Source organism: Cupriavidus sp. DB3 (assembly GCF_020418465.1).
GTDB lineage: Bacteria > Pseudomonadota > Gammaproteobacteria > Burkholderiales > Burkholderiaceae > Cupriavidus > Cupriavidus cauae.
On the sequence record NZ_JAIZPL010000001.1, the window covers coordinates 930,744 to 956,551 of the forward strand.

General features: G+C 70.3%; 24 protein-coding genes. 12 read left to right on the forward strand and 12 right to left on the reverse strand.

Annotated elements, in window-relative coordinates; all coding sequences use genetic code 11:
* Window positions 1-46 precede the first annotated feature (46 nt).
* The 3 genes from K7G19_RS04025 to K7G19_RS24880 are packed head-to-tail and all read left to right on the forward strand — an operon-like array spanning window position 47 to window position 2,882.
* A complete protein-coding gene (locus tag K7G19_RS04025) occupies window positions 47-1,150 on the forward strand; it encodes an HlyD family secretion protein (protein WP_226105913.1) in 1,104 nt (367 codons plus the stop codon).
* Entirely contained in the window at window positions 1,147-2,730 is a 1,584-nt protein-coding gene (locus K7G19_RS04030) for an MFS transporter (RefSeq protein WP_226105915.1), read from the forward strand. Before K7G19_RS04025 ends, K7G19_RS04030 begins: the two co-directional genes overlap by 4 nt.
* Window positions 2,731-2,753: 23 nt before the next feature.
* Window positions 2,754-2,882: a hypothetical protein gene (locus tag K7G19_RS24880; RefSeq protein WP_255650607.1), complete on the forward strand. Its 129-nt coding sequence runs from the start codon at window positions 2,754-2,756 to the stop codon at window positions 2,880-2,882.
* On the opposite strand, the gene K7G19_RS04035 is transcribed toward K7G19_RS24880, so the two are convergent.
* Window positions 2,864-3,472, reverse strand: coding sequence for an SAM-dependent methyltransferase (locus tag K7G19_RS04035; protein ID WP_226105917.1), 609 nt, complete (start codon window positions 3,470-3,472; stop codon window positions 2,864-2,866). The two genes, K7G19_RS24880 and K7G19_RS04035, sit on opposite strands and share 19 nt — an antisense overlap.
* Window positions 3,469-5,064, reverse strand: a complete 1,596-nt coding sequence (locus K7G19_RS04040; RefSeq protein ID WP_226105919.1) for an acyl-CoA synthetase — start codon at window positions 5,062-5,064, stop codon at window positions 3,469-3,471. The genes K7G19_RS04035 and K7G19_RS04040 overlap by 4 nt, the downstream gene beginning before the upstream one ends.
* 215 nt (window positions 5,065-5,279) lie before the next feature.
* On the opposite strand from K7G19_RS04040, the gene K7G19_RS25005 reads away from it, so the two are divergent.
* Window positions 5,280-5,801, forward strand: coding sequence for a TfoX/Sxy family protein (locus K7G19_RS25005; RefSeq protein WP_304524164.1), 522 nt, complete (start codon window positions 5,280-5,282; stop codon window positions 5,799-5,801).
* 5 nt (window positions 5,802-5,806) lie between these two features.
* On the opposite strand, the gene K7G19_RS04055 is transcribed toward K7G19_RS25005, so the two are convergent.
* From K7G19_RS04055 to K7G19_RS04065, 3 genes are read right to left on the reverse strand one after another with little or no spacing between them, the layout of a single operon-like run.
* Window positions 5,807-6,442: a flavin reductase family protein gene (locus K7G19_RS04055; protein WP_226105921.1), complete on the reverse strand. Its 636-nt coding sequence runs from the start codon at window positions 6,440-6,442 to the stop codon at window positions 5,807-5,809.
* A gap of 29 nt (window positions 6,443-6,471) precedes the next feature.
* Complete coding sequence (locus tag K7G19_RS04060; protein WP_370639496.1) at window positions 6,472-7,323, reverse strand: GntR family transcriptional regulator; 852 nt, start codon at window positions 7,321-7,323, stop codon at window positions 6,472-6,474.
* A 31-nt stretch (window positions 7,324-7,354) separates the two neighbouring features.
* The gene (locus K7G19_RS04065; protein WP_226105923.1) at window positions 7,355-8,440 is read right to left on the reverse strand and encodes a polysaccharide deacetylase family protein; all 1,086 of its coding nucleotides are present in this window, start codon (window positions 8,438-8,440) and stop codon (window positions 7,355-7,357) included.
* Window positions 8,441-8,772: 332 nt separating this feature from the next.
* On the opposite strand from K7G19_RS04065, the gene K7G19_RS04070 reads away from it, so the two are divergent.
* The 4 genes from K7G19_RS04070 to K7G19_RS04085 are packed head-to-tail and all read left to right on the forward strand — an operon-like array spanning window position 8,773 to window position 15,131.
* The gene (locus K7G19_RS04070) at window positions 8,773-9,978 is read left to right on the forward strand and encodes an ABC transporter substrate-binding protein (protein ID WP_370639474.1); all 1,206 of its coding nucleotides are present in this window, start codon (window positions 8,773-8,775) and stop codon (window positions 9,976-9,978) included.
* Window positions 9,979-9,988: 10 nt separating this feature from the next.
* The gene (locus K7G19_RS04075) at window positions 9,989-10,864 is read left to right on the forward strand and encodes a branched-chain amino acid ABC transporter permease (protein ID WP_226105924.1); all 876 of its coding nucleotides are present in this window, start codon (window positions 9,989-9,991) and stop codon (window positions 10,862-10,864) included.
* Complete coding sequence (locus tag K7G19_RS04080; RefSeq protein ID WP_226105926.1) at window positions 10,861-13,530, forward strand: ATP-binding cassette domain-containing protein; 2,670 nt, start codon at window positions 10,861-10,863, stop codon at window positions 13,528-13,530. The genes K7G19_RS04075 and K7G19_RS04080 overlap by 4 nt, the downstream gene beginning before the upstream one ends.
* The gene (locus tag K7G19_RS04085; RefSeq protein ID WP_370639475.1) at window positions 13,530-15,131 is read left to right on the forward strand and encodes a gamma-glutamyltransferase family protein; all 1,602 of its coding nucleotides are present in this window, start codon (window positions 13,530-13,532) and stop codon (window positions 15,129-15,131) included. The genes K7G19_RS04080 and K7G19_RS04085 overlap by 1 nt, the downstream gene beginning before the upstream one ends.
* Window positions 15,132-15,147: 16 nt before the next feature.
* Here K7G19_RS04085 and K7G19_RS04090 read toward each other — a convergent pair whose 3' ends face one another.
* From K7G19_RS04090 to K7G19_RS04105, 4 genes are all read right to left on the reverse strand, one after another.
* Entirely contained in the window at window positions 15,148-15,543 is a 396-nt protein-coding gene (locus K7G19_RS04090) for a RidA family protein (protein ID WP_226105929.1), read from the reverse strand.
* Window positions 15,544-15,737: 194 nt separating this feature from the next.
* Window positions 15,738-16,871 carry an alanine racemase gene (locus K7G19_RS04095; RefSeq protein WP_226105930.1) on the reverse strand — a complete coding sequence of 378 codons (1,134 nt, stop codon included), beginning with the start codon at window positions 16,869-16,871 and terminating at the stop codon, window positions 15,738-15,740.
* 41 nt (window positions 16,872-16,912) lie between these two features.
* The gene (locus tag K7G19_RS04100; RefSeq protein ID WP_226105931.1) at window positions 16,913-17,362 is read right to left on the reverse strand and encodes a tripartite tricarboxylate transporter substrate binding protein; all 450 of its coding nucleotides are present in this window, start codon (window positions 17,360-17,362) and stop codon (window positions 16,913-16,915) included.
* 64 nt (window positions 17,363-17,426) lie between these two features.
* Window positions 17,427-18,134: an HAD family hydrolase gene (locus K7G19_RS04105; protein WP_255650610.1), complete on the reverse strand. Its 708-nt coding sequence runs from the start codon at window positions 18,132-18,134 to the stop codon at window positions 17,427-17,429.
* A gap of 97 nt (window positions 18,135-18,231) precedes the next feature.
* On the opposite strand from K7G19_RS04105, the gene K7G19_RS04110 reads away from it, so the two are divergent.
* The gene (locus tag K7G19_RS04110) at window positions 18,232-19,236 is read left to right on the forward strand and encodes a LysR family transcriptional regulator (protein WP_226105932.1); all 1,005 of its coding nucleotides are present in this window, start codon (window positions 18,232-18,234) and stop codon (window positions 19,234-19,236) included.
* 170 nt (window positions 19,237-19,406) lie between these two features.
* Here the strand turns inward: K7G19_RS04110 and K7G19_RS04115 are convergent, their stop codons facing one another.
* Both K7G19_RS04115 and K7G19_RS04120 read right to left on the reverse strand, forming a co-directional pair.
* The gene (locus K7G19_RS04115) at window positions 19,407-19,655 is read right to left on the reverse strand and encodes an RNA-binding protein (protein ID WP_149316114.1); all 249 of its coding nucleotides are present in this window, start codon (window positions 19,653-19,655) and stop codon (window positions 19,407-19,409) included.
* Between the two features lie 160 nt (window positions 19,656-19,815).
* Entirely contained in the window at window positions 19,816-20,958 is a 1,143-nt protein-coding gene (locus K7G19_RS04120; RefSeq protein ID WP_226105933.1) for a CaiB/BaiF CoA-transferase family protein, read from the reverse strand.
* A 157-nt stretch (window positions 20,959-21,115) separates the two neighbouring features.
* On the opposite strand from K7G19_RS04120, the gene K7G19_RS04125 reads away from it, so the two are divergent.
* Window positions 21,116-21,787, forward strand: a complete 672-nt coding sequence (locus K7G19_RS04125) for a nitroreductase (RefSeq protein WP_226105934.1) — start codon at window positions 21,116-21,118, stop codon at window positions 21,785-21,787.
* 22 nt (window positions 21,788-21,809) lie between these two features.
* On the opposite strand, the gene K7G19_RS04130 is transcribed toward K7G19_RS04125, so the two are convergent.
* The gene (locus K7G19_RS04130; RefSeq protein ID WP_226105936.1) at window positions 21,810-22,769 is read right to left on the reverse strand and encodes a LysR substrate-binding domain-containing protein; all 960 of its coding nucleotides are present in this window, start codon (window positions 22,767-22,769) and stop codon (window positions 21,810-21,812) included.
* 304 nt (window positions 22,770-23,073) lie between these two features.
* Here K7G19_RS04130 and K7G19_RS04135 point away from each other — a divergent pair, with 304 nt between their 5' ends.
* Both K7G19_RS04135 and K7G19_RS04140 read left to right on the forward strand, forming a co-directional pair.
* Window positions 23,074-24,114, forward strand: coding sequence for a tripartite tricarboxylate transporter substrate binding protein (locus tag K7G19_RS04135; RefSeq protein WP_157071895.1), 1,041 nt, complete (start codon window positions 23,074-23,076; stop codon window positions 24,112-24,114).
* Between the two features lie 80 nt (window positions 24,115-24,194).
* A complete protein-coding gene (locus tag K7G19_RS04140) occupies window positions 24,195-25,787 on the forward strand; it encodes a gamma-glutamyltransferase family protein (protein ID WP_226105938.1) in 1,593 nt (530 codons plus the stop codon).
* Window positions 25,788-25,808: the final 21 nt, after the last annotated feature.

Consider the following 25,808-nt stretch of genomic DNA (forward strand, 5'->3'; position numbering starts at 1 on the left):
CCGACGGCCATCGTGGCGCTTGGCGCAACGCCCATCGCGGCGAACGATGCTGGTCTCGCTGTCGATCGCCGGCGCGCTGCTGGCCGGCTACGGCGGCTATCGCTGGTGGCAGCACCGCCAGCACACGGTGACCAGCGACAACGCCTATGTCCGCGCCGACGTCACGGCGGTGGCGCCGCGCGTGGCCGGCTATGTGCGCGCCGTTGCGGTCGACGACAATCAGCCGGTGCGCGCGGGCGACGTCCTGTTCCGCATCGACGACGCCGACTATCTGGCGCGCGTCGGCCAGGCGGAAGCCGATGTGCGCGCGCGCCGCGCGGCGCTGGCCACGCTGGAGCGCCAGCATCGGCTGCAGCAGGCGCAGATCCGGCAGGCGCAGGCAACGCTGCGCATCCGCCAGTCGGCCACGCACCGCGCGGCGCTCGATCATCGGCGCCACGCGCAGCTGCTGGAGGTGCACGCCAGCAGCCGCCAGGCCTATGAGCTGGCGCGCGCCGAGGCCGAACAGGCGGCGGCCGCCGAGCAAGGCGCGCTGGCCCACCTCGATGCCGAGCGCCGCCGTCTGGACGTGATCGCCGCGCAGGTCGACGAGGCCAGGGCCGCCGAAGCGTCCGCACTGGCACGGCTGCAGCTGGCGCGCATCGACCTCGGCAATACCGTGGTGCGTGCGCCGGTCGACGGCGTCGTCGGCAATCGGCAGATTCGCGTCGGGCGCTACGTGCAGCCCGGCACCACGGCCCTCGCGCTGGTGCCGGTCGAGGCGTCCTGGGTCGTCGCCAACCTGAAGGAGACCGAGCTCCATCGCGTCCGCGTCGGCAGCCCGGTACGGATCGAGCTCGACAGCTATCCCGGCGTGCCGATCGACGGCACGGTCGTCAGCGTGTCGCCGGGCAGCGGCGCGCAGTTCGCGCTGCTGCCGCCGGACAACGCCACCGGCAACTTCACGAAGATCGTGCAGCACGTGCCGGTCAAGATCGTGCCGGCGCGCGGCGGTCCGCTGCACGGGAAGCTGGTGCCGGGGCTGTCGGCGGTGGTGTCGATCGATACGCGATCCGACGCGGCGGCCCGGGCGGCCCCTGCTGCCCCGGCGGCGCCGGTCGCACGGCAAGCCGCGCAGCGCCTCCCGCAGCAACTCGCGCAGGCCCGATGATGGACCGCCGCTTTGCCGCGCTGCTGGCGGCGGTGACGCTGCTCGCGCTGACCGACGCCATCAACGGCACGCTGATGATGGTCAATCGGGCGCATTTCGCCGGCGGGCTGCATGCGACGCTGGACGAGGCGGCGTGGCTCAACATCCTGTACTTCGCGGCGAAGCTGGCGGCGTTCGTGATCGCGGCCGCGGTGGCGCGCCGCTTCGGCGAGGCAGCGGTGCTGCGGTGGTCCGGCGTCCTGCTGGTGGCGTCGACCGCGGCCGCATCGCTGCCGCTCGATCTGGCGATGCCGGGCGCCTGCCGCTTCGTGCAGGGCGCTACCGCCGCGCTGATGCTCGCCACCGCGCAGGCGCTGCTGTTTCGCGATGCGCCGCCGCGCTGGGTGCCGCTGAGCCAGGCGGTGTTCGCGCTGGCGACCGTGATGGCGCCGACCACGCTGGCACCGCTGGCGCAGGGATGGGTCACCGATCATGGGTCCTGGCGCCTGGTGTTCCTGGCGGGTGTGCCATTCGGGGTGGCGGGGATCGGGCTGGCGCTGTTGGCGCTCCGTAGCGAGCCGGTTGACCAACGTGGCGACGCGGAAAGCTCGGGGCTACCGCACGCGCTCGATCCGATCGGTATCGCGCTGCTGACCGTCGCGTCGATCGCCACGGTATTCGTGCTGCAGGAAGGCAATCGCCACGACTGGCTGCACGCGCCACCGATCGTGCAGGCCGGCCTGCTGGCCGGGGCGACCCTGTTGCTGACGGCATGGCGCCAGCGCCGGCGCGATGGCGGGCGCTGGCTGCAGGCGCGGCTGTTCCGCGATCCGCATTTCGCTTTCGGCTTCTGCGTCAGCTTCGTGGCCGGCTTCGCGCTATTCGGCAGCGCCTTCCTGCTGCCCGCCTTCGCGCTCAACGTGCTGCGGCTCAGCCCAACGCACGCGGGCAATCTGCTGGTATCGAGCGCCGCCACCGCGTCGCTGGGCCTGCTGCTGGGCGGCGCGCTGGCCCAGTACACGCGCGTGGCGCCGTTCAAGCTGATTCCGCTCGGCATCGTGCTGTTCATGCTGGCGATGGGCATGCTGTCGTATGCCACCGCTTACAGCGGCCTGTCCGACATGACCGCGCCGCTGCTGATCCGCGGCTTCGGCCTCGGGCTGATGTTCCTGTCGCTGACGCTGGTCACGCTGGCCGGGCTGCCGGCGGCGCTGGCCTGCCAGGGCGCCGCGCTGTTCAACTTCGGCCGGCAATTCGGCGGGCTGATCGGCATCGCCTTCCTGCAGACGTATCTGCATCATCGCCATGGGGCCGCCCGCACCGCGCTGGTCCAGACGCTGCCGGTCGGCATGGACGCACCGCTCGCCGCGGGATCGATGGAATCGCCGCTGCGGCAGGCACTGTCGCACGCCGATCCCGCCGTGGCGATCGCCGCGACGCTGGAACCACTGCTGGAGCGGCAGGCGGGCGCCCTCGCCTTCAACGCCGGCTTCCTGTCACTGGCGCTGCTGTTCGTCGTGGCGATCCCCGTGCTGCTGGCGATCAAGGTGGCGCTGGGCCGCTACGCCCGCCACGCCGCCGGGCGCATCACCGCACACTGAGCGCGGCGGGGATCGACGGACGCGTGCTGGCGCCGAAGGTGCGCGTGCCGATCGACTATCTGGCGATGCATCTGGGCACGCAGCAGGAAGGCCCGGCGGTGGTGGCCGCCAAGCCAAGACGCAAGGCAGCGAATCAGCCGGCCTCGCGCTGAGTCGGTCTCAACCCATCGGCGGCCCACGCGTCGATCATGAAGTCGTCTTCCCGGTAACTGGCCGTGCGCGCGAAGCCGGTCTCCTGCTCCAGGATGCGATGCACCTCGGGCGCGGGACACGCCTGCTCGTCGAAGGGATGGCGCCAGTGGCAGGCCAGCAGCAGCCCGTCGGGCTCCATCGACTCGCGTACCCGTCGCGCGAGCAAGGCGACCTGATCCGGCGCGAGGTAGTAGCAGAACTCGCTGAGCACCACCAGATCGAAGCGCTGCGGCGGCCATTCCGCTGGCACCCTGATCGTTTCCACGCGCACGTGCGGGGCGTGGCCGGCGCGCGCGGCCGCGGCCCGGACCGCGCGCGCGTGCCGGTCGGCCGCCAGCACCGCTTCGCAGCGCGGCGCCAGCGCGGCCGTCATCTCGCCATTGGCGCAGCCGGGCTCGAAGGCCGAGCGATAGCGCGGCCGATCGAGCATCGCCAGCAGCAGCGCGCGCTTGCGGGCCTCGAACCAGCGCGTACGGTAGTGCCAGGGATCGTCGCCGTTGGCGTAGACGGCGTCGAAGTAGGCGTCGGGGGTCGGCTCGCCGGCGCTCATGCCTGCGCCTCGTACCGGCGGCGCAGTTCGCGCTTGAGCAGCTTGCCGCTGGGGTTCTTCGGCAGCGCATCGGCGAAGATCACGCGCTTGGGCACCTTGAAATGCGCCATGCCGGCCTTGCAGAAGTCGATCACCTGCTGCTCGGACAGCGACTGCCCTTCCTTGAGCACGATCACCGCGGTCACCGCCTCGACCCAGTAGGCATCGGGCAGGCCGATCACCGCGACCTCGGACACCTCGGGGATGCGGAAGATCATTTCCTCGACCTCGCGGCTGGCCACGTTTTCGCCGCCGCTCTTGATCATGTCCTTCTTGCGGTCGACGATCGTGATGTAGCCCTCCTCGTCGCGCACGGCCAGGTCGCCGCTATGGAACCAGCCGCCGCGGAAGGCCTCCGCGGTGCGTTCGGGATCGTTGTAGTAGCCGTCCAGCAGTTGCGGCGAGCGATGGACGATCTCGCCGATCTCGCCGGTCGCGACATCGCGCATCTCGTCGTCGACGATGCGCGTCTCGACATTGAGGGCCGGCTTGCCGGCCGAACCGGCCTTGCGCAGCTGGTCGTCGGGATGCAGCACGGTCGCCAGCGGCGCGATCTCGGTCTGGCCGTAGAAGTTCCACAGCCGCACGCCCGGCATGCGGCGCTGCATTTCCTTCAGCACCTCGACCGGCATGATCGACGCCCCGTAGTAGCCCTTGGCCAGCGTTCCGAGGTCGGCGCCCTCGAACAGCGGCGAGCGCAGCAGCGCGATCCAGATCGACGGCGGTGCAAAGAACGCATTGACGCGATGGCGCGCGATCAGCGGCAGGATCACGTCGGGCCGCGGCTGGCCCGTGATGATGTTGGTCGCTCCCAGATACACCGCGGGGCCGAGGAATACATCGAGCTGCGCGCAGTGATACAGCGGCAGCGCGTGCAGCACCACGTCGTCGGCCTGCATATTGCCCTCGACGATGCAGGTGACGTACTCCCACAGCACTGCCTCGTGGCTCAGCATCGCGCCCTTGGGCAGCGACTCGGTGCCGCTGGTGTAGATGATCTGCAGCAGCGCGCGCGGATCGACCGGCGCGATGTCCCGTATTGGTGCGCTGGCCATCAGCAGATCGTCGAAGCGCAGCATGCCTTCGGGCGCGCCGTCGGCCTGGTCCTCCGAGGGCAGCCAGATCTGCAGGCCGATCTGCACGCCATCGGCCGCGCCCTGCTCGACCGCGGCGACGGCCAGCGCCTCGAAGCCCGCGCCTACCAGCAGCGTGCGCGCGCCCGAGCTGCGCAGGATGTAGGCGACCTCGCCGGCATTGAGCATGAAATTGATCGGCACCAGCACCGCGCCCATGCGAGCCAGCGCGAAGCGCATCGCCGCGAAGGCGTGCGAATTGCGCGACAGGATGGCGACGCGGTCGCCGGCGGCAATGCCCTGCTGCGACAGGGCCGCGACCAGGCGGTCGCAGATCTGGTCGAAATCGCGGTAGCTCCACTGCACGTCGCCGCAGACGATCGCGGTCTTGTCGGGCGTGCGCTGGGCCGAGCGCCGCAGGATGTCTCCCACGCCATGCTGATGCGCGCGGCGGATCGCCGCCTGCTGGTCTAGCGTCATGCTGCTGTCTCCTGTGCCTGTTCTGTGCGCATCCTGTGCGCATTCTGTGCTCGTTCCGAGTTCGTTCCATGCATCCTGCTCGCGGCGGACCGCTGCGGGAACATCGGCCGCCGGCCGCGTCAGGCTAGCAGCATTCGCGCGGCGGCGCATCCCCCCTGGGCACGGTGCGGGCGGTGCTAACATCGCCGGATCGCATGCCACCCCGCCAGTCCCCCATGTCCACGTCAGCCCGTCGTCCGGATCCCTTCGTCGACCATCTGCTCGAACTGATGGCGCCGCTGGCCGCCCGCATCGGCCCGATCACGGCGAAGCGGATGTTCGGCGGGCATGGCCTGTACTACGACGGGCTGATGTTCGGCCTGGTGACCGATGGCCGCTGCTATCTAAAGGCCGACGCGGTCACGCTGCCGCGATTCGAGGCGCAAGGCTGCGAGCCCTTCAGCTATCGGAGCCGCGACAAGGAGGTGGTGATGCGGCACTACCTGAGCCTGCCGGCCCAGTGCCTGGAGTCAGCCGGCGAGATGGAGCCCTGGGCGCGCGAGGCGGTGGAGGCAACGCTGCGGCTGGTGAACGCGGCGCCGGCCAGGCGCAAGCCCGCGGCGAAGAACTCGGCACCGACGAAGGCAGCACCGAAGAAGGCGGCGGCGAAGACGGTCACAGCGAAGAAGGCTGCGGCGAAGAAGGATGCCGTCCAGCCCGAGCCCCAGCACCAGCCACGGCGCAAGGCACGGGGATAGCCGCGTCAGATCTCGTCGATCGCGGTGGACGCCGCAGGCTTGCCCGCCTCCTGCTCCAGCGAGAAACGGTCGCGCGTGGTCACGTAGAAGCTCGCGCCGAAGCGGCCGACCGGAAAATAGTTCTGCAGCCTGACGCGCCAGCGTTCGGTGTCGATCAAGCCGTCTCGCGCATGCAGCCGCAGCACGCGGCCGATGAAGATCTGGCGGCTCTCGGTCTCCAGCGTCTCCCACAGCCGGCATTCGAACGCGACCGGCGCCTCGGCGATCCGCGGCGGCGCGATGCGCGTGCTGGGCGCCGCCGTCAGGCCGACGTGCGCCAGCTCGCTGACATCCGGCGGCAGCCGCTCGCCGCAGCGGTGCATCCGCTCTGCCATGGCCTCGTCGCACAGATGCACGACGAATTCGCCGGAGCGCACGATATTGGCCGCGGTGTCCTTCAGCGCGCCGTCGGCCAGGCGGTTGACGCTGATCATCACGATCGGCGGCTCCTCGCCCAGCATATTGAACATCGAGAATGGCGCGGCATTGGCGGTGCCGTCCGCGCCCAGCGTGGTCACCAGGGCGATCGGCCGCGGCACGATCAGGCTGGCCATCAGCTTGTAGCGCTGATATTCGGTAATGGCGTCGAAATCGATTTCCATGTTGGCGCGATCGCCTCGTTCAAGTCGTGTCACAGGCCGAGCAGCTGGGCCAGGCTCTTCTCGCCCTGCATGCGCGAGGTCTCGATGCGCTGCTCCAGCTCGCGCAGATGCGCGTCCATCCTGCCGATGGCGCCGGCCGCATCGCGTTTCTCGATGCAATCGACGATCGCCGCATGCTCGTCGTGCTCGCATGGCGCATGGCCGGGCGGCTCGTACAGGCCGACGATCAGCGAGCAGCGCGACACCAGCTCCGTCAGATAACGCTGCAGCACCGGATTGCGCGCCAGCGCGGCGATGCGCAGATGGAAGCCGCTCGCCAGCCGTGCCCATGATGGCTGGTCGAAGCGATGCATGGCCTCGTGCTCCTCGGCCAGCTGCCGCCGCAGGTCGCGCAGGTCCGCCGCGGTGGCGCGCGCCACCGCCATCTCGACCAGCACGCGTTCGAGCGCCCGCCTTGCCTCGAAGATCTGGCCGGTCTCTTCCGGCGTCGGCTCGGCGATGACCGCGCCCTTGTTGGGCCGCAGCGCCACGATGCCGTCGTGCGCCAGCTTCTCCAGCACGCGCCGCACCACCGCGCGGCCCACGCCGAACAGCTGGCACAGCTCCGGCTCGGGCAGCTTGGTGCCGGGCGTCAGCCGATGATTGAGCACGCCGTCGAAGATCGCCTGGTAGATGCGCGCGTCGGCGTCGGCCGCCCGGCCTGCCGGCGGCGCGGCAGCGGTCGCCGGCGCTGCCGGGGATGCCTTGCCCTTGCTGGCGGCGGACTTGGGGGCCGCCTTGCCGGCGGTTTTTGCGGCGGTTTTTGCGACAGTCCTGGCGGAAGCCTTGGTACCGGGTCTCGCCGTCGTCCTGGCGGCGGCTTTGTCGACGTTGGCGGACATGAATTCGGTCAACGAATGAAGGGTCATGATGTTAGCGCGTGCCGTCCATGGTAGCGGTCATGCCACGCGGCGCAATGGGAGCCCCGCCCACCGCATCCTCCACCGCGTCCTCTACCGCGTCCTCCACCGCGTCCTCCACCGCGTCCTCCATCGCCTCGCAGATCGCCCCGGGGGTCGTCATCCAGATCTCCCCGGCATCGCGGCGCAGCGCGATATGCCGCAGTGCCCTGCGCAGATGGCGCAGCCGGTGCGGCTGCCCGACCAGATAGGGATGCAGCGCGATGCCCATCACCAGTGGCTGCGGGCGCGTGGCGTGGTTGGCCTGCGCCAGCATCTCGTCGAAATGGTCGACGATCATGTCGGCGAACGCGGCGCCGTCCATCTGCCGGCCGACGATCATCGGAATGTCGTTCAGTTCCTGCGGGTAGGGAATCGACCATAGCGGCCCGCCGCGCGTGGCCATTCGGACCGGACGATCGTCGTGGCACCAGTTCAGCGTATAGCGATAGCCGGTCTCGCACAGCAGGTCCGGCGTCAGCGCGCTCTCCGAGATCCATGGCGACAGCCAGCCGGTGGGCGGCTTGCCGGCATGGGCGGCGATGCGTTCGCGGCAATGGCGCAGCAGCGCGCGCTCGCCGGCTTCGTCCAGATCGCTCTGGCGCACCGCATTCGTATGCCCATGCCCGATCAGTTCGTCGCCGCGCGCGAGAAAGGCGTCCGGCACCTCGGGGCAATGGTCGTACAGCGCGGTATTGAGCAGCACGCCGGCGGGCATGCGCAGCGCGTCGAACAGATCCAGGCAACGCCAGACGCCGACCCGGTTGCCGTATTCGCGCCAGCTGTAGTTCAGCACGTCGGGCTGCGGCGACGCGGGCCCGATATTCGCGCCCAGTCCCTCGCCGAAGGCGAAGTGCTCGATATTGAAGCCGAGATAGACGGCGAGCCGCGCGCCACCCGGCCAATGGAAATCGTCGACATCGGTGATGGGCCGATAGGGGAAGCGCCCGTGCGTGCGCAGCGGGCCGAATGCGGCAGTGGCAGCGTGGCGGTCGCGTGCGCCCTCCCCTGCCGCCCGTGGTGGAAGCGGAATCGGATTCGAATTCGGATTGTGGGTCATTGCCCTGTGCCCTTCGTCGTTTGGCGATCGCGGCATCGGAGCGGCATCGGGCAGGATCGGAGCGTGACCGCCGCGTGCCCTGCACCGCCATGGCCCCGTTCCCGCACATCCCGCACCGCGTCCGTGCGGCATGCACCGCCTTCGATCGCATTCATATCGATACCCGAATCGTTCGCAAGATGCAGGCCAGATCGTATGCGATCCGCTACGCCTTCGTCCGCAAGGCATGGCGGTCCGATGTCGACCTGTGGCATGGCTCTTGCGAACGGATCGGCGGTCCGTCGATTCCACGACATCTTTCCCTTCCCGTTGCACCGATCCGGAGAACTGCCATGTCCCGCCACCGTCCCGAACCGCGCCGCCGCGCGCTGATGCTTGCCGTCGCCGCTGCCTGCGCGTTGCCCGCCGTGCCGGCACTGGCGGCCGAACCCGTCAAGATCGGCCTGATCACCGCCATGACGGGACAGTCCGCGCGCGCCGGCGAAGCGCTGACGCGCGGCATGACCATCGCGATCGACGAGATCAATGCCAGGGGCGGCGTGCTGAACGGCCGCAAGCTCGAGCTGGTCCGCCGCGACGACGAAAGCAATCCCGCCAAGGGCGTGCTCGCCGCGCGCGAGCTGATCTACAAGGAGAAGATCGCGGTGCTGTTCGGCGGCCTCGACACGCCGGTGTCGATGGCGATCGTGCCCATCGCCAACCAGGAAAAGGTGCCGTTCATGGGACCGTGGGCGGCCGGCACGCCGATCACCCGCAATGGCGCCAATCCGAATTTCGTGTTCCGCGTGTCCGCGGTCGACGAACTGGTCGACAAGGCGATGCTGCAGTACGCACAGAAGACCTTTGGCGCCACCAAGCCGGGACTGATCCTGGTCAACAACCCGTGGGGAGAGTCCAACGAGAAGGGCATCGTCGCCGCGCTGACGGCCAAGGGCATGAAGGCCGCCGGCATCGAGAAGTTCGAGGCGAACGATGTCGACGTGGTGCCGCAGCTCGGCCGCCTGAAAGCCGCGGGCGCCGATGTGCTGCTGATGGTCGGCAACGTCGGCCCTTCGGCCCAGGTCGTCAAGTCGCTGGACCGCATGGGCTGGAAGGTACCGGTGGTTTCTCACTGGGGCCCGGCCGGCGGGCGCTTCACCGAGCTGGCCGGCCCGAACGCGCGCAACGTCCACTTCGTGCAGACCTACAGCTTCTTCGGCGCGCCGTCGCCGGTCGGCACGCGCGTCGTCAACGCGCTGAAGGCCAGGTACAGCGACATCAAGGGACCGGACGACATCACGCCGGCGGTCGGCGTGGCCAACGCCTATGACGCCACGCATCTGGCTGCGCTGGCGATCCAGCGCGCCGGCTCGACCAGGGGCGATGCGGTACGCCAGGGCTTCTACGCCATCGACCGCCATGAAGGGCTGATCAAGACCTACGTGAAGCCCTTCTCGCCGCAGGTGCACGACGCGCTGACCGAGAACGACTACGTCTGGGCGCAGTTCATCGACAACCGCATCGTGCCGGTCGCCGACAAGCAGGTCGCGTCGAAGTAAGGAACGCCTCATGTTATGGATCTCCGCCCTGATCAGCGGTCTTGGCCTCGGAAGCATGTACGGGCTGATGGCGCTGGGCTTTCATCTGACCTATGTGGTCAGCGCCACCGTCAACTTCGCGCAGGGCAGCTCGATGATGCTCGGCGCCGTGCTGACCTACACCTTCGCGCAGATGCTCGGTTGGCCGATGGCCCCGTCCGTTCTGCTCGCGCTGGCGCTGTGCGCGCTGTACGGGCTGGCCGTCGAGTTCGTCGCGGTACGCCCGTTCGCCAGCCGCGGCTCCGATGCCTGGCTGATGGCGACGGTGGCACTCGGCATCGTGCTCGATAACGTCGTCACACTGACCTTCGGCACCGAGCCACGCAGCCTGCCGTCGCCGCTGGCGGCGTCGTCGCTGCAGCTCGCCGACGGGCTGGGCGTCTATCCGCTGCAGTTGCTGATCCCGCTGGTCGGCCTCGCGATGGCGGGCGTGCTGCACTACGTGCTGCGCCATTCGCGCTGGGGCCTGGCGATGCTGGCGGTGGTGCAGAACCGCGATGCCGCGCGGCTGATGGCCATTCCGATCCGCCGCACCGTCGCCGCCGCGTTTGCGGTATCGACGCTGCTGGCCGGCGTCGCCGGCGTGCTGATCGCCCCGCTGTTCAACGTGCAGTCGGACATGGGCACGGTGTTCGGGCTGAAGGCGTTCGCGGTGGCGATCCTCGGCGGCCTGTCCAGCGCCTGGGGCGTGATGATCGCAGGCCTGATCTTCGGCGTGGTGGAGGCCGCGATCACGGCCGCGCTGGGCTCGAGCTATACGCAGATCATCACGTTCGCGCTGGTGATCGCGCTGCTGGCGCTGCGCCCGGCGGGACTGTTCGGCCGCGCGGAGGTACGCAAGGTATGAACGCGCGTCCCTCCCTCGTGGCCAACATCGGCACGCCGCTGCAGATTTCGGCTTTCGCCCTGGCGCTGCTGGGCGCCGCGGCCGCGGCCCTGCTGCTGAATGGCTACTTCGTCTTCGTGATCGCGGGCGTCGCCATGCTCGCGATCTGCGGCGTCGGCCTGAACCTGCTGATCGGCCTGACCGGGCAGATCTCGTTCGGCCATGTCGGCTTCTACGCGATCGGCGCCTACAGTGTCGCGATCCTGACCGGCCAAGCCGGCTGGAGCTTCTGGCCGGCCTGGCTCGCGGGCACCGCCATTGCGGCGTTGGCCGGCGCCCTGCTCGCGCTGCCGGCCCTGCGCGTCAAGGGGCCCGGCCTGGCGATGATCACCATCGCCTTTGGCTTCATCGTCGAGCACGGCGCGGTCGAATGGCGGGCGCTGACCGGCGGCCAGAACGGGCTGATGGGCATCGCCCACCCGACCCTGCCCGGCGTCGACGGCGGCGAGCGCGCGCTGACGCTGATCGCGCTGGCGGTGCTGGCGGTCTCGCTGGCGGCCTATGCGCGCATTGCGCGCGGCAGCTGGGGCGCGGCGATGCGCGCGGTGCGCGACAGCGAGACCGCGGCCGCGTCGATCGGCATCGAGCCGCTGCTGGTGCGCACGGTGGCCTTCGCGGTCTCGGCCGCGCTGGCGGGGCTGGCCGGCGGCCTGTTCGCGCCGATGCAGGGCATGGTCACGCCCGGCATGTTCTCGTTCCTGCAATCGATCCTGTTCGTGCTGGTGGTGATGATCGGCGGTGCGGGCACGGTCGCCGGTCCGGTGATCGGCGCGGTGGTGGTCGGCATGTTGCCGGAGTTGCTGTCGAGCCTGGAGAACCTGCGCCTGCTGTGCTTCGGCATGCTGCTGCTGGTGGTGCTGTGGGTCGCGCCGCAGGGCATCGTCGGCGTGGCGGCGGGACTGCTGCGCGGGCTGCGGCGCCAGCGCGGCGCAGCCGCGCCGGGGGATGAGCCAGCCGAGATCGCGCTGCCGATGCGCGAAGCGGCCACGCGTCGCGCGCTGGTGGCCGACGGCCTGTCGATGGTGTTCGGCGGCGTGCGCGCGGTCGACGGGCTGTCGTTCACGGTGGCCGCCGGCACCGTGACCAGCCTGATCGGCCCGAACGGCGCAGGCAAGTCGACGGTACTCAATATGCTGTCCGGCTATTACCGGCCGCACGCGGGCGGCCGGCGGCTCGGCGACGCCGCGCTGCCCGCGCGCGGCGCCTGCCACAGCGCGCGCCACGGCATCGCGCGGACCTATCAGACCTCGCAGCTGTTTGGCGGCATGAGCGCCGCCGACAATGTCGCGCTCGCGCTGGGAGGTGGGCGCCTCGGCCCGCTGCTCGGCACCGCCGGCTTCACGGCCGCCGCAGTCCGCGAACGGGCTCGTGCGCTGCTGCGGGCCTGCGGCTATCGCGGCGACCCGGATGCCAGTGCCGCCGATCTGGCCCACGTCGACCGCAGGCTGGTCGAGATCGCGCGTGCGCTGGCCACGCAGCCGGCCGTGCTGCTGCTGGACGAGCCGGCTGCCGGCTTGTCGCGCGAGGACAAGGCCAGCCTCGGCCGGCTGCTGCGCCGCATCGCCGACAGCGGCATCGCCGTCGGCCTGGTGGAACACGACATGTCGCTGGTGATGGAGGTATCGGACCGCATCGTGGTGATCGATGCCGGCCAGCGGCTGGCGGTCGGCACGCCGGCCGAGGTGCGGGCCGATCCGGCGGTCCGCCGTGCGTATCTGGGCGATGCGAGCGTCGGAGATGCGGTCGCCGGTGAAGCGGACGCCGGCGCACCGCCGCGCCAATATCGCGACGTCGCCGGCGCGGAACTGCTGGGCGTCAACGCGCTGCGCGCCGGCTACGGCGCCGCCCCGGTGCTGCACGACGTCGCGCTGCAGGTACGCGAGGGCGAGATGGTGGCGCTGCTCGGCGCCAACGGCGCGGGCAAGTCCACGCTGATGCGGGCTCTGTCCGGCCTGCACCGCCCGGTGCAAGGCGGCATCGCGTTCGACGGCGTGGATCTGGGCGGCATCGATGCGGCCCGCATCGCGGCGATGGGCCTCGTGCTTGTCCCCGAGGGGCGGCAGGTGTTTGCCGAACTCTCCGTGCTCGACAACCTGAAGCTCGGCGCCTTTCCGTCCGGGCGCCTGCGCCGTGGCGAGATGCAGCGCCGCATCGAGACGATGTTTGCCCGATTCCCGCGCCTGCGCGAACGCCAGCACCAGCGCGCCGGCCTGCTGTCCGGCGGCGAGCAGCAGATGCTGGCCATCGCCCGCGGCCTGATGTCGCAGCCGCGCATGCTGCTGCTCGACGAACCGTCGCTTGGGCTGGCGCCCAAGGTCATCGACGAGCTGTTCGCCTCGCTCGACCGGCTGCGCGAGGCGTCGATCACGATCCTGCTGGTGGATCAGATGGCGGCACTCGCGCTCGCACTGGCCGACCGCGCCTATGTGCTGGAGGAAGGCCGCGTCGTCGCCAGCGGCCGCGCCGACGTGCTGGCGCGCGATGCGGCGCTGGTGCAGGCCTATCTCGGCGGCGATGGCGGCGATGGCGGTAGTGGCGGCCATGGTGGTAATGGGCGCAATGGCGGCGACGACGCAAGCCGCGCCACCGGGATGGCCCGCGCCGCCCCGCAAGCGGTGCAGGCCTGATGGCAGCCGCCCCGCTTCCTCCCGCAAGCCCCGCACGTTCCCGCACGGGCATGGTCACCAGCCCGCATGCGCTGGCCAGCGAGGCCGGACTCGAAGTGCTGCGCGCCGGCGGCAATGCGATCGAAGCGGCGATCGCAATCGGCGCAGCGCTGTCGGTCACCTGCCCGCACTTCACGGGCCTGGGCGGCGATGCGTTCTGGGTCATTGTCGACGGCGCCGGCGACGTGCGCACGTTGTCCGGCATCGGGCAGGCCGCGGCAGCACCGCCCGCCTTCGATGGGGGCATTCCCACGCGCGGACCCGCCGCCGCGCTGACCACCGCCGCCACGGTCGACACCTGGGATCGCGCCTATCGGATCAGCCGCGACAAGTGGGGCGGCACCACGCCGTGGGATGCGCTGTTCCAGCGCGCGATCGGGCATGCCGCCGATGGATTCCCCGTGACGCCATCGCAGCGCTTCTGGCAGGACTTCCGTGCCGGACAGTGGCGCGACTGGCCGGGCTTCGCGCGCGTGTTCCTGCCCGACGGCCGCATTCCCGAGGTCGGCGAACGCTTCCGCCAGCCGGAGCTGGCGCGCAGCCTGCGCCGGATCGCCGAGCACGGCGCCCGGGACTTCTACGAGGGCGAACTGGCGACGCGCATCGTCAGGGGGCTGCGCGAGGCCGGGTCGCCGCTGACGGCCGCGGATCTGGCCGCCACGCGCGCCCGCGACGAGGCGCCTTTGACGGTGCCGTATCGCGGCGGGGAGCTGGTCAGCCTGCGCCCGCCAACGCAAGGCGTCACCACGCTGCAGATCATGGGAATACTGGACCGCTTCGACATCGCCGCGGTCGCCGAAGGCAGCGCCGACTACTACCATCTGCTGGTCGAGGCGGTGAAGCAGGCGTTCATCGAGCGCGACCGCCATGTGGCCGACCCGGAGTTCGTCGACGTGCCGGCGGAGGCGATGCTGTCCCCCGCGCATCTCGACAGGCTGGCCGCGGCGATCCGGCCCGACCGTGCGCTGCCGTGGCCGCACCGCTTCCGTACCGGCGATACCGTCTATCTCGGCGCTGTCGACAGCCGGGGCCGCTGTGCCAGCGTGCTGCAGACCGTCTACTTCGACTGGGGCAGCGGCGTGGTGGCCGGCGACACCGGCATCCTGTGGCACAACCGCGGCGCGGCGTTCTCCGTCGATCCCGGCCACCACAACGTGCTGCGACCCGGCAAACGCCCCTTCCATACGCTCAATCCCGGCCTCTATCTGCGGGACGGCCGCCCGGCGCTGCTCTACGGTACCCAGGGCGCGGACGGCCAGCCGCAGACGCTGGCGGCGGTGCTGACACGGATGATCGACTACGGCATGGACCCGCTGGTGGCGCTGGCGCGCCCGCGCTTCCTGCTGGGCCGCACGTTCTCCGACACACGCGACACCCTCAAGCTCGAGGCCGATGCCGGCGATGCGGTGATGGCGGAGCTCGCCGCGCGCGGCCACGAACTCAGCCCGATCCCGGCGCAGAGCCCGCTCGCCGGCCACCCCGGTGCGATCCGCATCGAGGCCGACGGCACCATCGTCGGCGCGCACGATCCGCGCAGCGACGGCATGGCGATCGGGTGCTGACGGGCACCTGTCGCGTTCAGCGCAGGACCAGCGGCGGCGACAGCCTTTCCTGTACCGCCGCGGGATGCGCGGCGACCGCCTCCACCTCGGCCAGCACGCCGTAGTGCAGCGCCGGCACCGGCACCACCGCGCGCGCCGGCCGCGCGTCGCCCAGCACCTCGCGGTAGACCGCGTCGAAGGCCGGCCAATGTTCGACGCCGGCCAGGTAGACGGTGACCTTGAGCACGTCCTTCCATCCGCACCCCGCCGCGGCCAGCGCGGCCTCGGCATTGCGCAGCGCCAGCGCGGCCTGTTCCGCCAGCGGCAGATCGGCGCGCGGCTCGCCCTGCGTGTTCAGCGGCAGCTGGCCCGAGACGAAGACGAGGCCCAGGCCCGTGGCGACGTGCGAGTAGTGGCCGCGTGGCGTCGCCATTGCCGGAACGTCGGGATAGGCGACTCCTTGGGCGGCGATCCGGGCGGTGTTCGGCGTCGCGCTCGGGGTCGCATTCGGAGTCGCGCTCGGAGTCGCGCTCGGAGTCGCGCTGGGAGCCGCACGCCGGGTCGCGTCCGGGGTAGCGCTCGGCGTAGCGTTCGGCTTCCCGTTCGGATTCGTGCCCGCCATCGCGCTTACCATCCGCCGAAGCGCGGCCACTGCGCCTCGATATCGGCGCTGCCGGCCACCACCGTGTAGGCGCCGTGCTGCGCCGCCGTTGCGCAGGCGTGGTTCGGCAGGATGCGCAGCAGCGTGCCGACCGGCAGCATCGGCGTCGCAGCCGCATCGGTGCGATGGCTGACGATGCCGTGCTCCTGATTCGCGTCTACCATCACCAGATCGGCCAGCGGCTTGCCGTCAAGATCGCAGACCAGGCCATAGCCCTGGTCGACTGGCTGCTTCGCGGTTCCGCGATCGCGCGACATCGCCATCCAACCCGCATCGGTAATCAGCCAGCCCTTCTCGCGCTGATGGCCGATGACGGTGCACAACACCGACAGCGCGATGTCCGAGGTATCGCAAACGCCGATGCCGTTCATCACCAGATCGAAGAACACGAACACCCCGGCCCGCACCTCGGTCACGCCATCGAGCGAACGCGCGTAGTGCGCGGTCGGCGTGCTGCCCACACTGACCACCGGCGCCGCATGACCGGCCGCGCGCAGGCGCTGCGCGGCCCGGACGGCGCCGGCGCGCTCCTGCTCCGCCAGCGCCTCGATCGCCGCGGCCGAGCGGCAGTTGTACGAATCGCCTGCATGCGTCAGCACCCCGGCGAGCCAGGCGCCCTGCCCTTCGGCACCGTCCAGCGCCGCGGCGATCTGCAGCAGCAGCGGGTCCTCCGGCTTGACACCGGAGCGGTGGCCATCGGTGTCGATCTCGATCAGCACCGGCACGCCGAGCGCGCGCTCGCGGCAGTAGGCGGCGACCGCGGCAGCCGCCTCGACGTTGTCGAGCAGCAGTGTCATCCGCGCCCCGCGCCGTACCAGCTCTTCGACATGCGGCAGCTTCGACGGCACGATGCCGACGGCATAGAGAATGTCGGTCCAGCCGTGCTCGAGAAAGTGGCCGGCCTCCTTCAGCGTCGACACGGTGATCGGCGTGCCCGGCGCGCCGATGCGCGCGGTAACATCGGCCGACTTGTTGGTCTTCACGTGCGGACGCAGCGCGACGCCAAAAGGCGCGAGCCGATCGCGCAGCCGCGCGATATTGCGCTCCATCTTCGTGCGGTCGAGCACCAGCACCGGCGTTTCCAGTTCATGCAGTGTCATGGGGTTCCTTGCTTGCCTTGTCGGCATCACGAGATCGGCATTCATCGCTCAATCGAGCTGCACTGATTGAAGTCGTTGACCGGCAGGTCGCGCTTGACCAGCAGCAGCACCGGCGCGGAGCCGACCAGCCCCAGCGGCTCGAAGTCCTTGCGCGCGTCGTACAGCGGCTTGCGGTACAGGATCGTGTTGGCCGCATGGGTCCCGATGGTGCCGAAGCCGATCGTGTAGCCATCGGCCGGCGCGCGGGCGAGCTTCTGCATGCCGATCGAACCGCCGGCCCCGCCGACGTTCTCGACGACGATCGACGTGCCCAGCCGCGGCGCCATCTTCGCGGCGACCGCGCGCGCCAGCGCATCGCTGGGCCCGCCCGCGGGGAACGGCATGATCAGCGTGATCGGCTGGCTCGGCCAGTTCGGCGCCTGCGCGGCGGCCGGCGCGGCAACGGCGCCGAGCGCGCTCGCCACCACTGCGGCAACAATGGCGAATTTCATGGTGTCTCCTCCAGATCGGCCCAATGGATCAGCCGGAAAGATCGGTCCCGACAGATCGGCCCGATCAGCCCTGCGCCGGCGACTTGATGCGTGGCGCCGCGGCAAGCTCCAGCACCGGCAGGATGCTGGGCCCCTGCTGCAGCGGCGCCGGCGCGCCTTCCGGCAGCGCCAGTCCCACGCGGTTATGCCAGTAGGTGTCGAGCCCCACCGCCGAGGTGCCGAACAGGTCGAAGCCCGAGCCCGCGACGAACAGCGTGTTGGCCGGCTCGGCACCGAGTTCCTGAAGCGCACGCCGATACGGCCGCGGATCGGGCTTGTAGAAGCCGGCGCGTTCCGAGGTCACCACCACGTCCATCGGCACGTTCAGGCGTTCGGCAGCCAGCCGGCCCAGGCGCTCCGAGCAGTTGGTCACCACGCCGAGCCGGTGCGTCGCGCGCAGGTGCTCCAGCACGTGCGCGGCGCCGCTCCACAGCGACAGCTCGGTCCAGCGTTCGTCAAGCGCGTCGGCCATCGTTGCCGGCAGCCCGGTCTCGACCGCGGCCTCGCGCACCAGCGTCTCGTACGGACGGTACGGACGATAGGCGCCGCAGGCATAGGTGCGTTTCAGATAGGCGGCGCGCCACGCGCGGCCCGGTGCTTCGCCGCCCGCCACGCTGTTCCACAGCGTCCAGGAATCGAGCAGCGCGGTCAGCAGGTCGAACAGCACGACATCGTATTGGCGCGCGGGGTTGGCCTGGCGTGGTTGGCGTGGTTGGCTTGGTTCGCTTGTCATGGTGCGGCCCCGGTTGGAATCGATGCCACAGTGTAGGTTCGGCCCGCCGGCGGGTGGTTAATGGCATAGAATTTCTTAATTCACCTCCGGGTTAATAATGATGACGCTGAACATCGACGACCTGCGCTTCATCCTGGCGCTGGACCGGCTCGGCAGCCTCGCCGCGCTGGCGCGCGAGGAGAACGTGACGCCGCCGGCCGCGACCAAGCGGCTCAGCCAGCTCGAGGCGCGCCTGGGCATCCGGCTCGCGCTGCGCACCACGCGCCGGCTGCAGCTGACCCACGAGGGCCATCTGCTGGCGCAGCACGCGACCGGCGTGCTCGAGCAGATGCAGGCCATCGAGGAAGCGCTGCGGCAGCGCAGCCAGGCGGTGGCCGGCAAGCTGAAGGTGCATGGGCCGTTCGGCTTCGGCCGCCGCTACCTCGGGCCGCTGCTGGCACAGTTCCAGACCACGCATCCCAATCTCGAGGTGCAGCTGTACCTGTCGGACAACCTGATGCTGCCGCGCCAGCCGGTGCATGGGCGCGATGCCTTCGACGTGCTGGTCAGCATCGGCGCGATACCGGATTCGCGCTGGGTCGCGCACCGCATCGCACCGAACCGCCGCGTGCTGTGCGCCGCGCCCGAGTACCTCGCCAAGGCGCCGCCGCTGCAGCGTCCCGCCGATTTGACGCGGCACGCCTGCCTGGTGCTCAGGGAGAACGACGAGGACGTGACGCTATGGCGCTTTGCCGGGCGCGACGGCGGCAAGGAGGCTGGAAAGGAGCTGCGCAAAGGCAGCGGCAAGAGCGCCGGCGGCACCGATGCACGCGAACACACCGTGCGCGTGCGTCCGATCATGGAGAGCAACGACGGCGACGTCGTCCATCAATGGTGCCTGGCCGGCAAGGGCATCATGGCGCGGTCGGAGTGGGATGTGGCCGACAGCCTCGCCTCGGGGCGGCTGGTCGCCCTGCTGCCCGGCTACCGGCTGCCGGACGCCGACGTGATGGCGCTGGTGCCGCAATCGCGGGTGGCGTCGACGCGCACGCGGCTGTTCGTCGAGATGTTGCGCAAGGCGCTGGGGCCGCGGCCGCCATGGCGCAGCGAGCAACGGGGCTGATGCAGCGCCGCGCGGGGTCTGCGGTCCTCCGCAAGGCGCGTATCACTGCTCCATCGCCGGGCAGTCGCAGCTCGGTCGCTCCTCAGTCCCTGCTTAGTCCCTGCTTAGTCGCTGCTTAGTCGCTGATTAGTCGCTGATTAGTCGCTGATTAGTCGCTGATTAGTCGCTGATTAGTCGCTGCTCTGGTGCGGGACCAGATGCAGGCGCATCACGCCGCCTTCGAAATATTGCCCGTCGAACTGGCGGAGCAGGCCCAGTGCCGCGACGAGGTCCATGTCGAAGTCCACCCATGCCCAAGGCTGCTCGGGGTCGCCATCGCGCATGATTTCCACCGAGCGCACGGGCGCATAGGGCGCGAACTTGTCGCGCAAACGCTGTTCGGTGATCTCGCGGCGCAGGCCGCGAATCAGCACCTGCATGTCGGTCTCCTGGGGGCATGGCGCGGCGGCCTGCATGCCGCCGGGGCGGTGCAGGATGTTGGCCTGGCCACGAGACCACTATAGATGTTCGCGCGGGATCCGGCTTGCCGCCGGGCCGGCGAGGCGGGCCACGGCGGCGGCCCGCCGGGCCCATGCCGGGTCAGATCACGCCGTCGCCCTTCAGCGCGGCAATCTCTTCGGCTGCAAAACCCCAGTCGCGCAGCACGGCCTCGGTATCCGCACCGGGCAGCGATGCCGGCGCCGGTTTGGCCGGCGCCGTGCGCGAGAAGCGCGGCGCCGGCGCGGGATGGGTCACGCCGTCGACGTCGATGAAGGTTTCGCGGGCGCGATTGTGTGCATGCGCGGGCGCCTCGTCCCAATCCAGCACCGGCGCGAAACAGGCATCGCTGCCTTCCATCAGCGCGCACCACTGGTCGCGCGTGCGCGTGCGGAACACCTCGGCGAGCCGGTGCTTCAGCTGCGGCCAGTCGCGCCGGTCGCCCTGCGTGGCAAAGGCCGGATCCTCGATGCCGCACAGCTCGATCAGCTTGCGATAGAACTGCGGCTCGAGCGCGCCGATCGCGACATATTTGCCGTCGGCGCAGGCATAGGTGCCGTAGTACGGCGCGCCGCCGTCGAGCAGGTTCTCGCCGCGCCGGTTGCTCCAGCGGCCGGCCGCCTTGAAGCCGTACATCATGGCCGACAGCAGCGCGGCGCCGTCGGTCATCGCGGCATCGACCACCTGCCCCTTGCCGCTGCGCTGGCTCTCCAGCACCGCGCAGACCACGCCAAAGGCCAGCATCATCGCGCCGCCGCCGAAGTCGCCGATGTAGTTCAGCGGCACCACCGGCGGCTCGTCGGGCAGGCCGATCGCATGCAGCGCGCCGGTGATCGCGATGTAGTTGATGTCGTGGCCCGCCGCCTGCGACAGCGGACCGTGCTGGCCCCAGCCCGTCATGCGGCCATAGACCAGCCGCGCATTGCGCGCCAGGCAGACGTCCGGTCCCAGGCCCAGCCGCTCCATCACGCCGGGCCGGAAGCCCTCGATCAGCACGTCGGCCTGCTCGATCAGCCGCAGCACCGTCTGCGCCGCGCCCGGCTGCTTCAGGTCGATCGCCAGCGAACGCCGGCCGCGCGCGGTCACGTCGAAGCGGACGTCCTCGGGCAATACGCCGGCGCCGCGATTGGGCCGGTCGATGCGAATCACCTCGGCGCCCATATCGGCCAGCATCATCGCGCAGAACGGCCCCGGCCCGAGGCCGACCATCTCCACCACCTTCAGTCCATGCAGCGGACCCGCCATGCCTGTCTCCCGTTGTCGTGGTATCGTCGGACGCCAACTTACCATGCAACGCCACGCGCCGCGAACGCGCGCCCCGAGGGCCCTCGGCGCCCCGAACGCCCCGAGCGAGCGCCGACGGACCCGCCGGCCCCGCGCCACCCACGCACGAGAGGAGACCATGAACGTCAGCGAAGCCATTGCCACGCGCCGCTCGATCCGCGGCTTTCTCGACAAGCCCGTGCCGCCGAAGGTGATTCGCGAGATCGTCGAGAAGGCCGCGCGCGCCCCGTCCGGTGGCAATCTGCAACCCTGGCATATCCAGGTGGTCGGCGGTGCCCCGCTGGACGAACTGAAGGCCATCATGCGGCAGCGCGTGGTGGAGGAACCCAAGGGCGAGCCCGCCGAATACCACATCTATCCGCCCGAACTGGTGTCGCCCTATCGCGAGCGGCGCTTCCAGGTCGGCGAGGACCTGTACGGCCATCTCGGCATCCCGCGCGAGGACAAGGCCGCGCGCCGCCAGCAGTTCGCGCGCAACTTCCAGTTCTTCGGCGCGCCGCTGGCGCTGTTCTGCACGGTGGACCGCCGCATGGGCCCGCCGCAATGGTCGGACCTCGGCATGTATCTGCAGAACGTGATGCTGCTGCTGCGCGAAGCGGGCCTGGACAGCTGCCCGCAGGAATGCTGGGCGATGTATCCGGAAACGATGCGCCGCTTCCTCGGAACGCCGCCCGAACGCATGCTGTTCACCGGCATGGCGATCGGCTACGCCGACCCGGACGCTGCGGCCAATCGGCTGGTGGCGCAGCGGGCGCCGGTCGAGGAGTTTGCGCAGTTCATCGGCATCTGAGCCGGGGTCCGAGCGCTCGTCGTTACGCGAACTGCGCCGCCTGCCGCGCCGGCGCGTCGGCATGCTCGCCCGCCTGCTCGCCCGCCAGCATGCGCCATAGCGCGTGCAAGGTCGGATTGGCGCTTTGTGCCGAGCGGTAGGCGCAGATCTGCAGCGGCGAGCACCAGCTGTCGTCACCGGCCGGCACCAGCGTGCCCGCCGCCAGCGCCTGCGCGACGGTGCTGTGCGGCAACCAGGCCACGCCGTGCCCTTCGCTGGCCATCTTCAGCAACAGCATCGCCATATCGGCTTCGTAACAGCGAACCAGCCGGCGATGCGCCTGTTTCTGTTCGAGAATCGACTCGACCACGCGGCCGAGCGTGGTGTTGGCGGTATAGGCGAGGAACGGCGTCGGGCTCGATGCCTTGCCGCTGGCATCGGCCAGCGAAAAGACCGGCGCGCCGCGCGAGGTAGGCACCGATACCGGCATCAGCAGGTCGCTGCCCACCGTCAGACTGCGGAAGCGCTCGCTGTCCAGCGACACCGGCACGCGCGGATGGTTGTAGCCCAGCATCAGATCGCAATGGCCCTCGGACAACGCCACCACGGCGTCCAGCACGTTGGCGGCGACCACGCGCGCATGGAAGGTGCCCGCACGCTGCCGGCACTGCCTTAGCCAGTCCGGCAGGAACGTCAGCGACAAGGTGTGGCCAGCCGCGATCTCGATGCCCTTGTCCGGCATCGTGGCCTCGCGCCGCAGCGCCGCGCGCGCTTCGAGCAGCCGCTCGCACGCGTCGCGCGCCGTCGCGCAGAAGGCCGCGCCCGCCCGCGTCAACGCCAGCGGATAGGTATTGCGGTCGACCAGCTCTGCCCCGGCCCACTGCTCGAGCGAGCGAATGCGGCGCGACAGCGCCGACTGGGTGATATGGCGCAACTCCGCGCCGCGCGAAAAGCTGCGCGTGCGCTCCAGCACGAGCAGGTCCTCGATCCACTTCAACTGCATGGTCGTCTTCCGTCAGATGCGTGCCGGCCTCGTCGCGGGGCACGGCAGTGCGGCCGCTGGCGCCTTATTCCGTTTCCGCATGACGCCATGGCCGATCCGCATCCGCTGACGCACGGACCGTGCCTAGAATCGGCCATTCCCATCAGCGCAGTCCGCGGCCCGGCCGTGGACGCGGCATGACAGGCGCCCGGAGCCGCGCGACAAGCGGACCGCGCCAGATTCGCCATCCCGGCCCCTCCCCGGCAACGCCGCCATGGCGGCACGCCGTTGAGGCAGCCATCACGGAGTCGTCTACATCATGGTCATGCAATTGCTTCACCCCGCGCGCACCGCCACGGCGCATCCGCGCACCATCCTGAACACCGCCCGCCGCCAGGCGCTGCGGCTCGCCGCCGTGGCGGCAGTGGCAATGGCCGCCGCTGCCGGCGCACCCGCAGCGCTTGCCGAGTACCCGGATCGTCCGATCCAGCTGGTGCTGTCATTCCCGCCCGCCGGCGCCACCGATGTGCTGGCGCGCGCGGTCGGCCAACGCCTGTCCCAGCAGTTGCAGCAGCCAGTGGTGGTCGAGAACCGGCCGGGCGCGGGCGGCGCGATCGGCCTGGCCTATGCCGCCAAGGCGGCGCCCGATGGCTACACGCTGTACCTTGCCGCCGTCAGCAATGCGGCGATCGCCGCCGCCACCTATTCGAGCCAGCCCGCCGACCTCGCCAGGGACTTCGTGCCGATCGCCGGCATCGGCAACGTGCCGCACATCCTGGTGGTGCCCGCGACGCTGCCGGTCAGGACCGTGCCGGACCTGGTCAAGTATCTGCAAGGCGCGCCCGGCAAGTACAACTTCGCCTCGCAGGGCAACGGCACGCTGTCGCATCTGGAGTCCGAACTGTTCCGGCTGCGCACGGGCGTCGACGTGGTGCACGTGCCGTACAAGGGAAGTGCATTCGCGCTGCCCGACCTGATGGCGGGCCGCTCGGCCATGATGTTCGACAGCATCCCTTCCGCGCTGCCGCACGTCAGATCCGGCAAGCTGAGGCTGCTGGCGGTGGCCTCCGAGCGCCGCGTCGGCTCGCTGCCGGACGCGCCGACCATGGCGGAGGCAGGCATCCGCGACTTCGGGGTCAACAACCTGTTCGGCCTCGTTGCGCCAAAGGGCACACCGCCCGCCGTGGTGCAGAAGCTGGCCGCCGCCACCAAGGCCGCGCTGACGATGCCCGACCTGGTGCAATCGCTCGAAACGCAGGGCGTGCAGGTGCAATTCACGCCGAGCGACGCCTTCGCTCGGATGATCGGCGAGGAAATGCGGACCTGGAGCAAGGTCGCCCAGGCGGCGAAGGTCAGGATCGACTGACGCCCGAACGCCGCACGCCGCCGCGGGCGCTCGGGCAAATGCCCAGCGCCCGTTCCCCGATCGCTTCCATTGCACATCCGATGACTTCCTTCCTGAACTTCCCCTACCGCTCGCAGCGCGCGCCCGTGCTGGCCGACAACGTGGTGGCCACCTCGCAGCCGCTGGCTGCGGCCGCCGGGCTGCGCATGCTCGCGCGCGGCGGCAACGCCGTCGATGCCGCGCTGGCCACCGCGATCGCGCTGACCGTGGTCGAGCCCTGCATGAACGGCATCGGCGGCGACGCCTTTGCGCTGATCTGGGACGGCAACAAGCTGCATGGCCTGAACGCGTCGGGCCGCGCACCGCGGGCGTGGACGCCCGAGTCCTTTTCCCGCTACGACGCGATGCCGTTCAAGGGCTGGGACAGCGTGACGGTGCCCGGCGTGGTGTCCGGCTGGCGCACCGCCTGGGACAAGTTCGGCTCGTTGCCGTTCGAGGATCTGTTCGAGCCGGCGCTCGAATACGCGCGCAACGGCTTCGTGGTCTCGCCTACGGTCCACCGCCAATGGCAGTCCCAGATCCCGGTGCTGGAAAGCCAGCCGGGCTTTGCCGAAGCGTTCGCGCCGCGCGGCCGCGCGCCGCTGCCGGGAGAACGCTTCGTCTGCCCCGGCCAGGCCGACACGCTCGAGCGCATCGCCCGCAGCGGCGGCGAAGACTTCTATCACGGCGAACTGGCCGCGCGCATCGCCGCGCATGCGCGCGCCACCGGCGGCCGCATCGATGAAGCCGATCTCGCCGCGCATCGAACCGACTGGGTCGAGCCGATCCAGATGCGCTACCGCGATCTGACGCTGCACGAGATCGGTCCGAACGGACAGGGCATCGGTGCCTTGATGGCGCTGGGCATGCTCGACCAATGGGACGTGGCGTCTGCCGGCGTCGATTCGGCCCGGACCATGCACCTGCAGATCGAAGCGATGAAACTGGCCTTCGCGGATCTGCACGCCTACGTGGCGGATGCCGACGCGATGCGCACGGTCACCGCGCGCGACCTGCTCGATCCCGGCTATCTGAGCGAGCGCGCCCGCGCCATCGATCCCGCCAGGGCGAGCTATCCGGGCCCCGGCAAGCCGCACAGCGGCGGCACCGTCTATCTGACCGCGGCCGATCAGAGCGGCATGATGGTGTCGTTCATCCAGTCCAACTTCAAGGGCTTCGGCTCCGGCGTGGTGGTACCAGGTACCGGCATCGCGCTGCACAACCGCGGCTGGGGCTTCACGCTGCAGCCCGGACATCCGAACCAGGTCGCACCCGGCAAGCGCCCCTTCCATACGATCATTCCGGGCTTCCTGATGCGCCAGGGCGCGCCGCTGGCTGCGTTCGGCGTAATGGGCGGCTCGATGCAGGCGCAGGGCCACGTGCAGATGACGAGCCGGCTGGCGGACTTCCACCAGAACCCGCAGGTCGCCTGCGACGCGCCGCGCTGGCGGGTGATGGACGACAACGCGGGCGTCGCGGTGGAGGCGCACTGCCCGGCGGAAACGGTGCAGGCCCTGCGTGCGATGGGCCATGCGGTTCAGGTGGCGCCGGCCGACAGCCTCGAATTTGGCGGCGCACAGATGGCGATGCGGCTGCCACAGGGGTATGCCGCGGCGTCGGATCATCGCAAGGACGGTTATCCGCTGGGGTTCTAGCGCGCAGCGCGACGGGCCCGC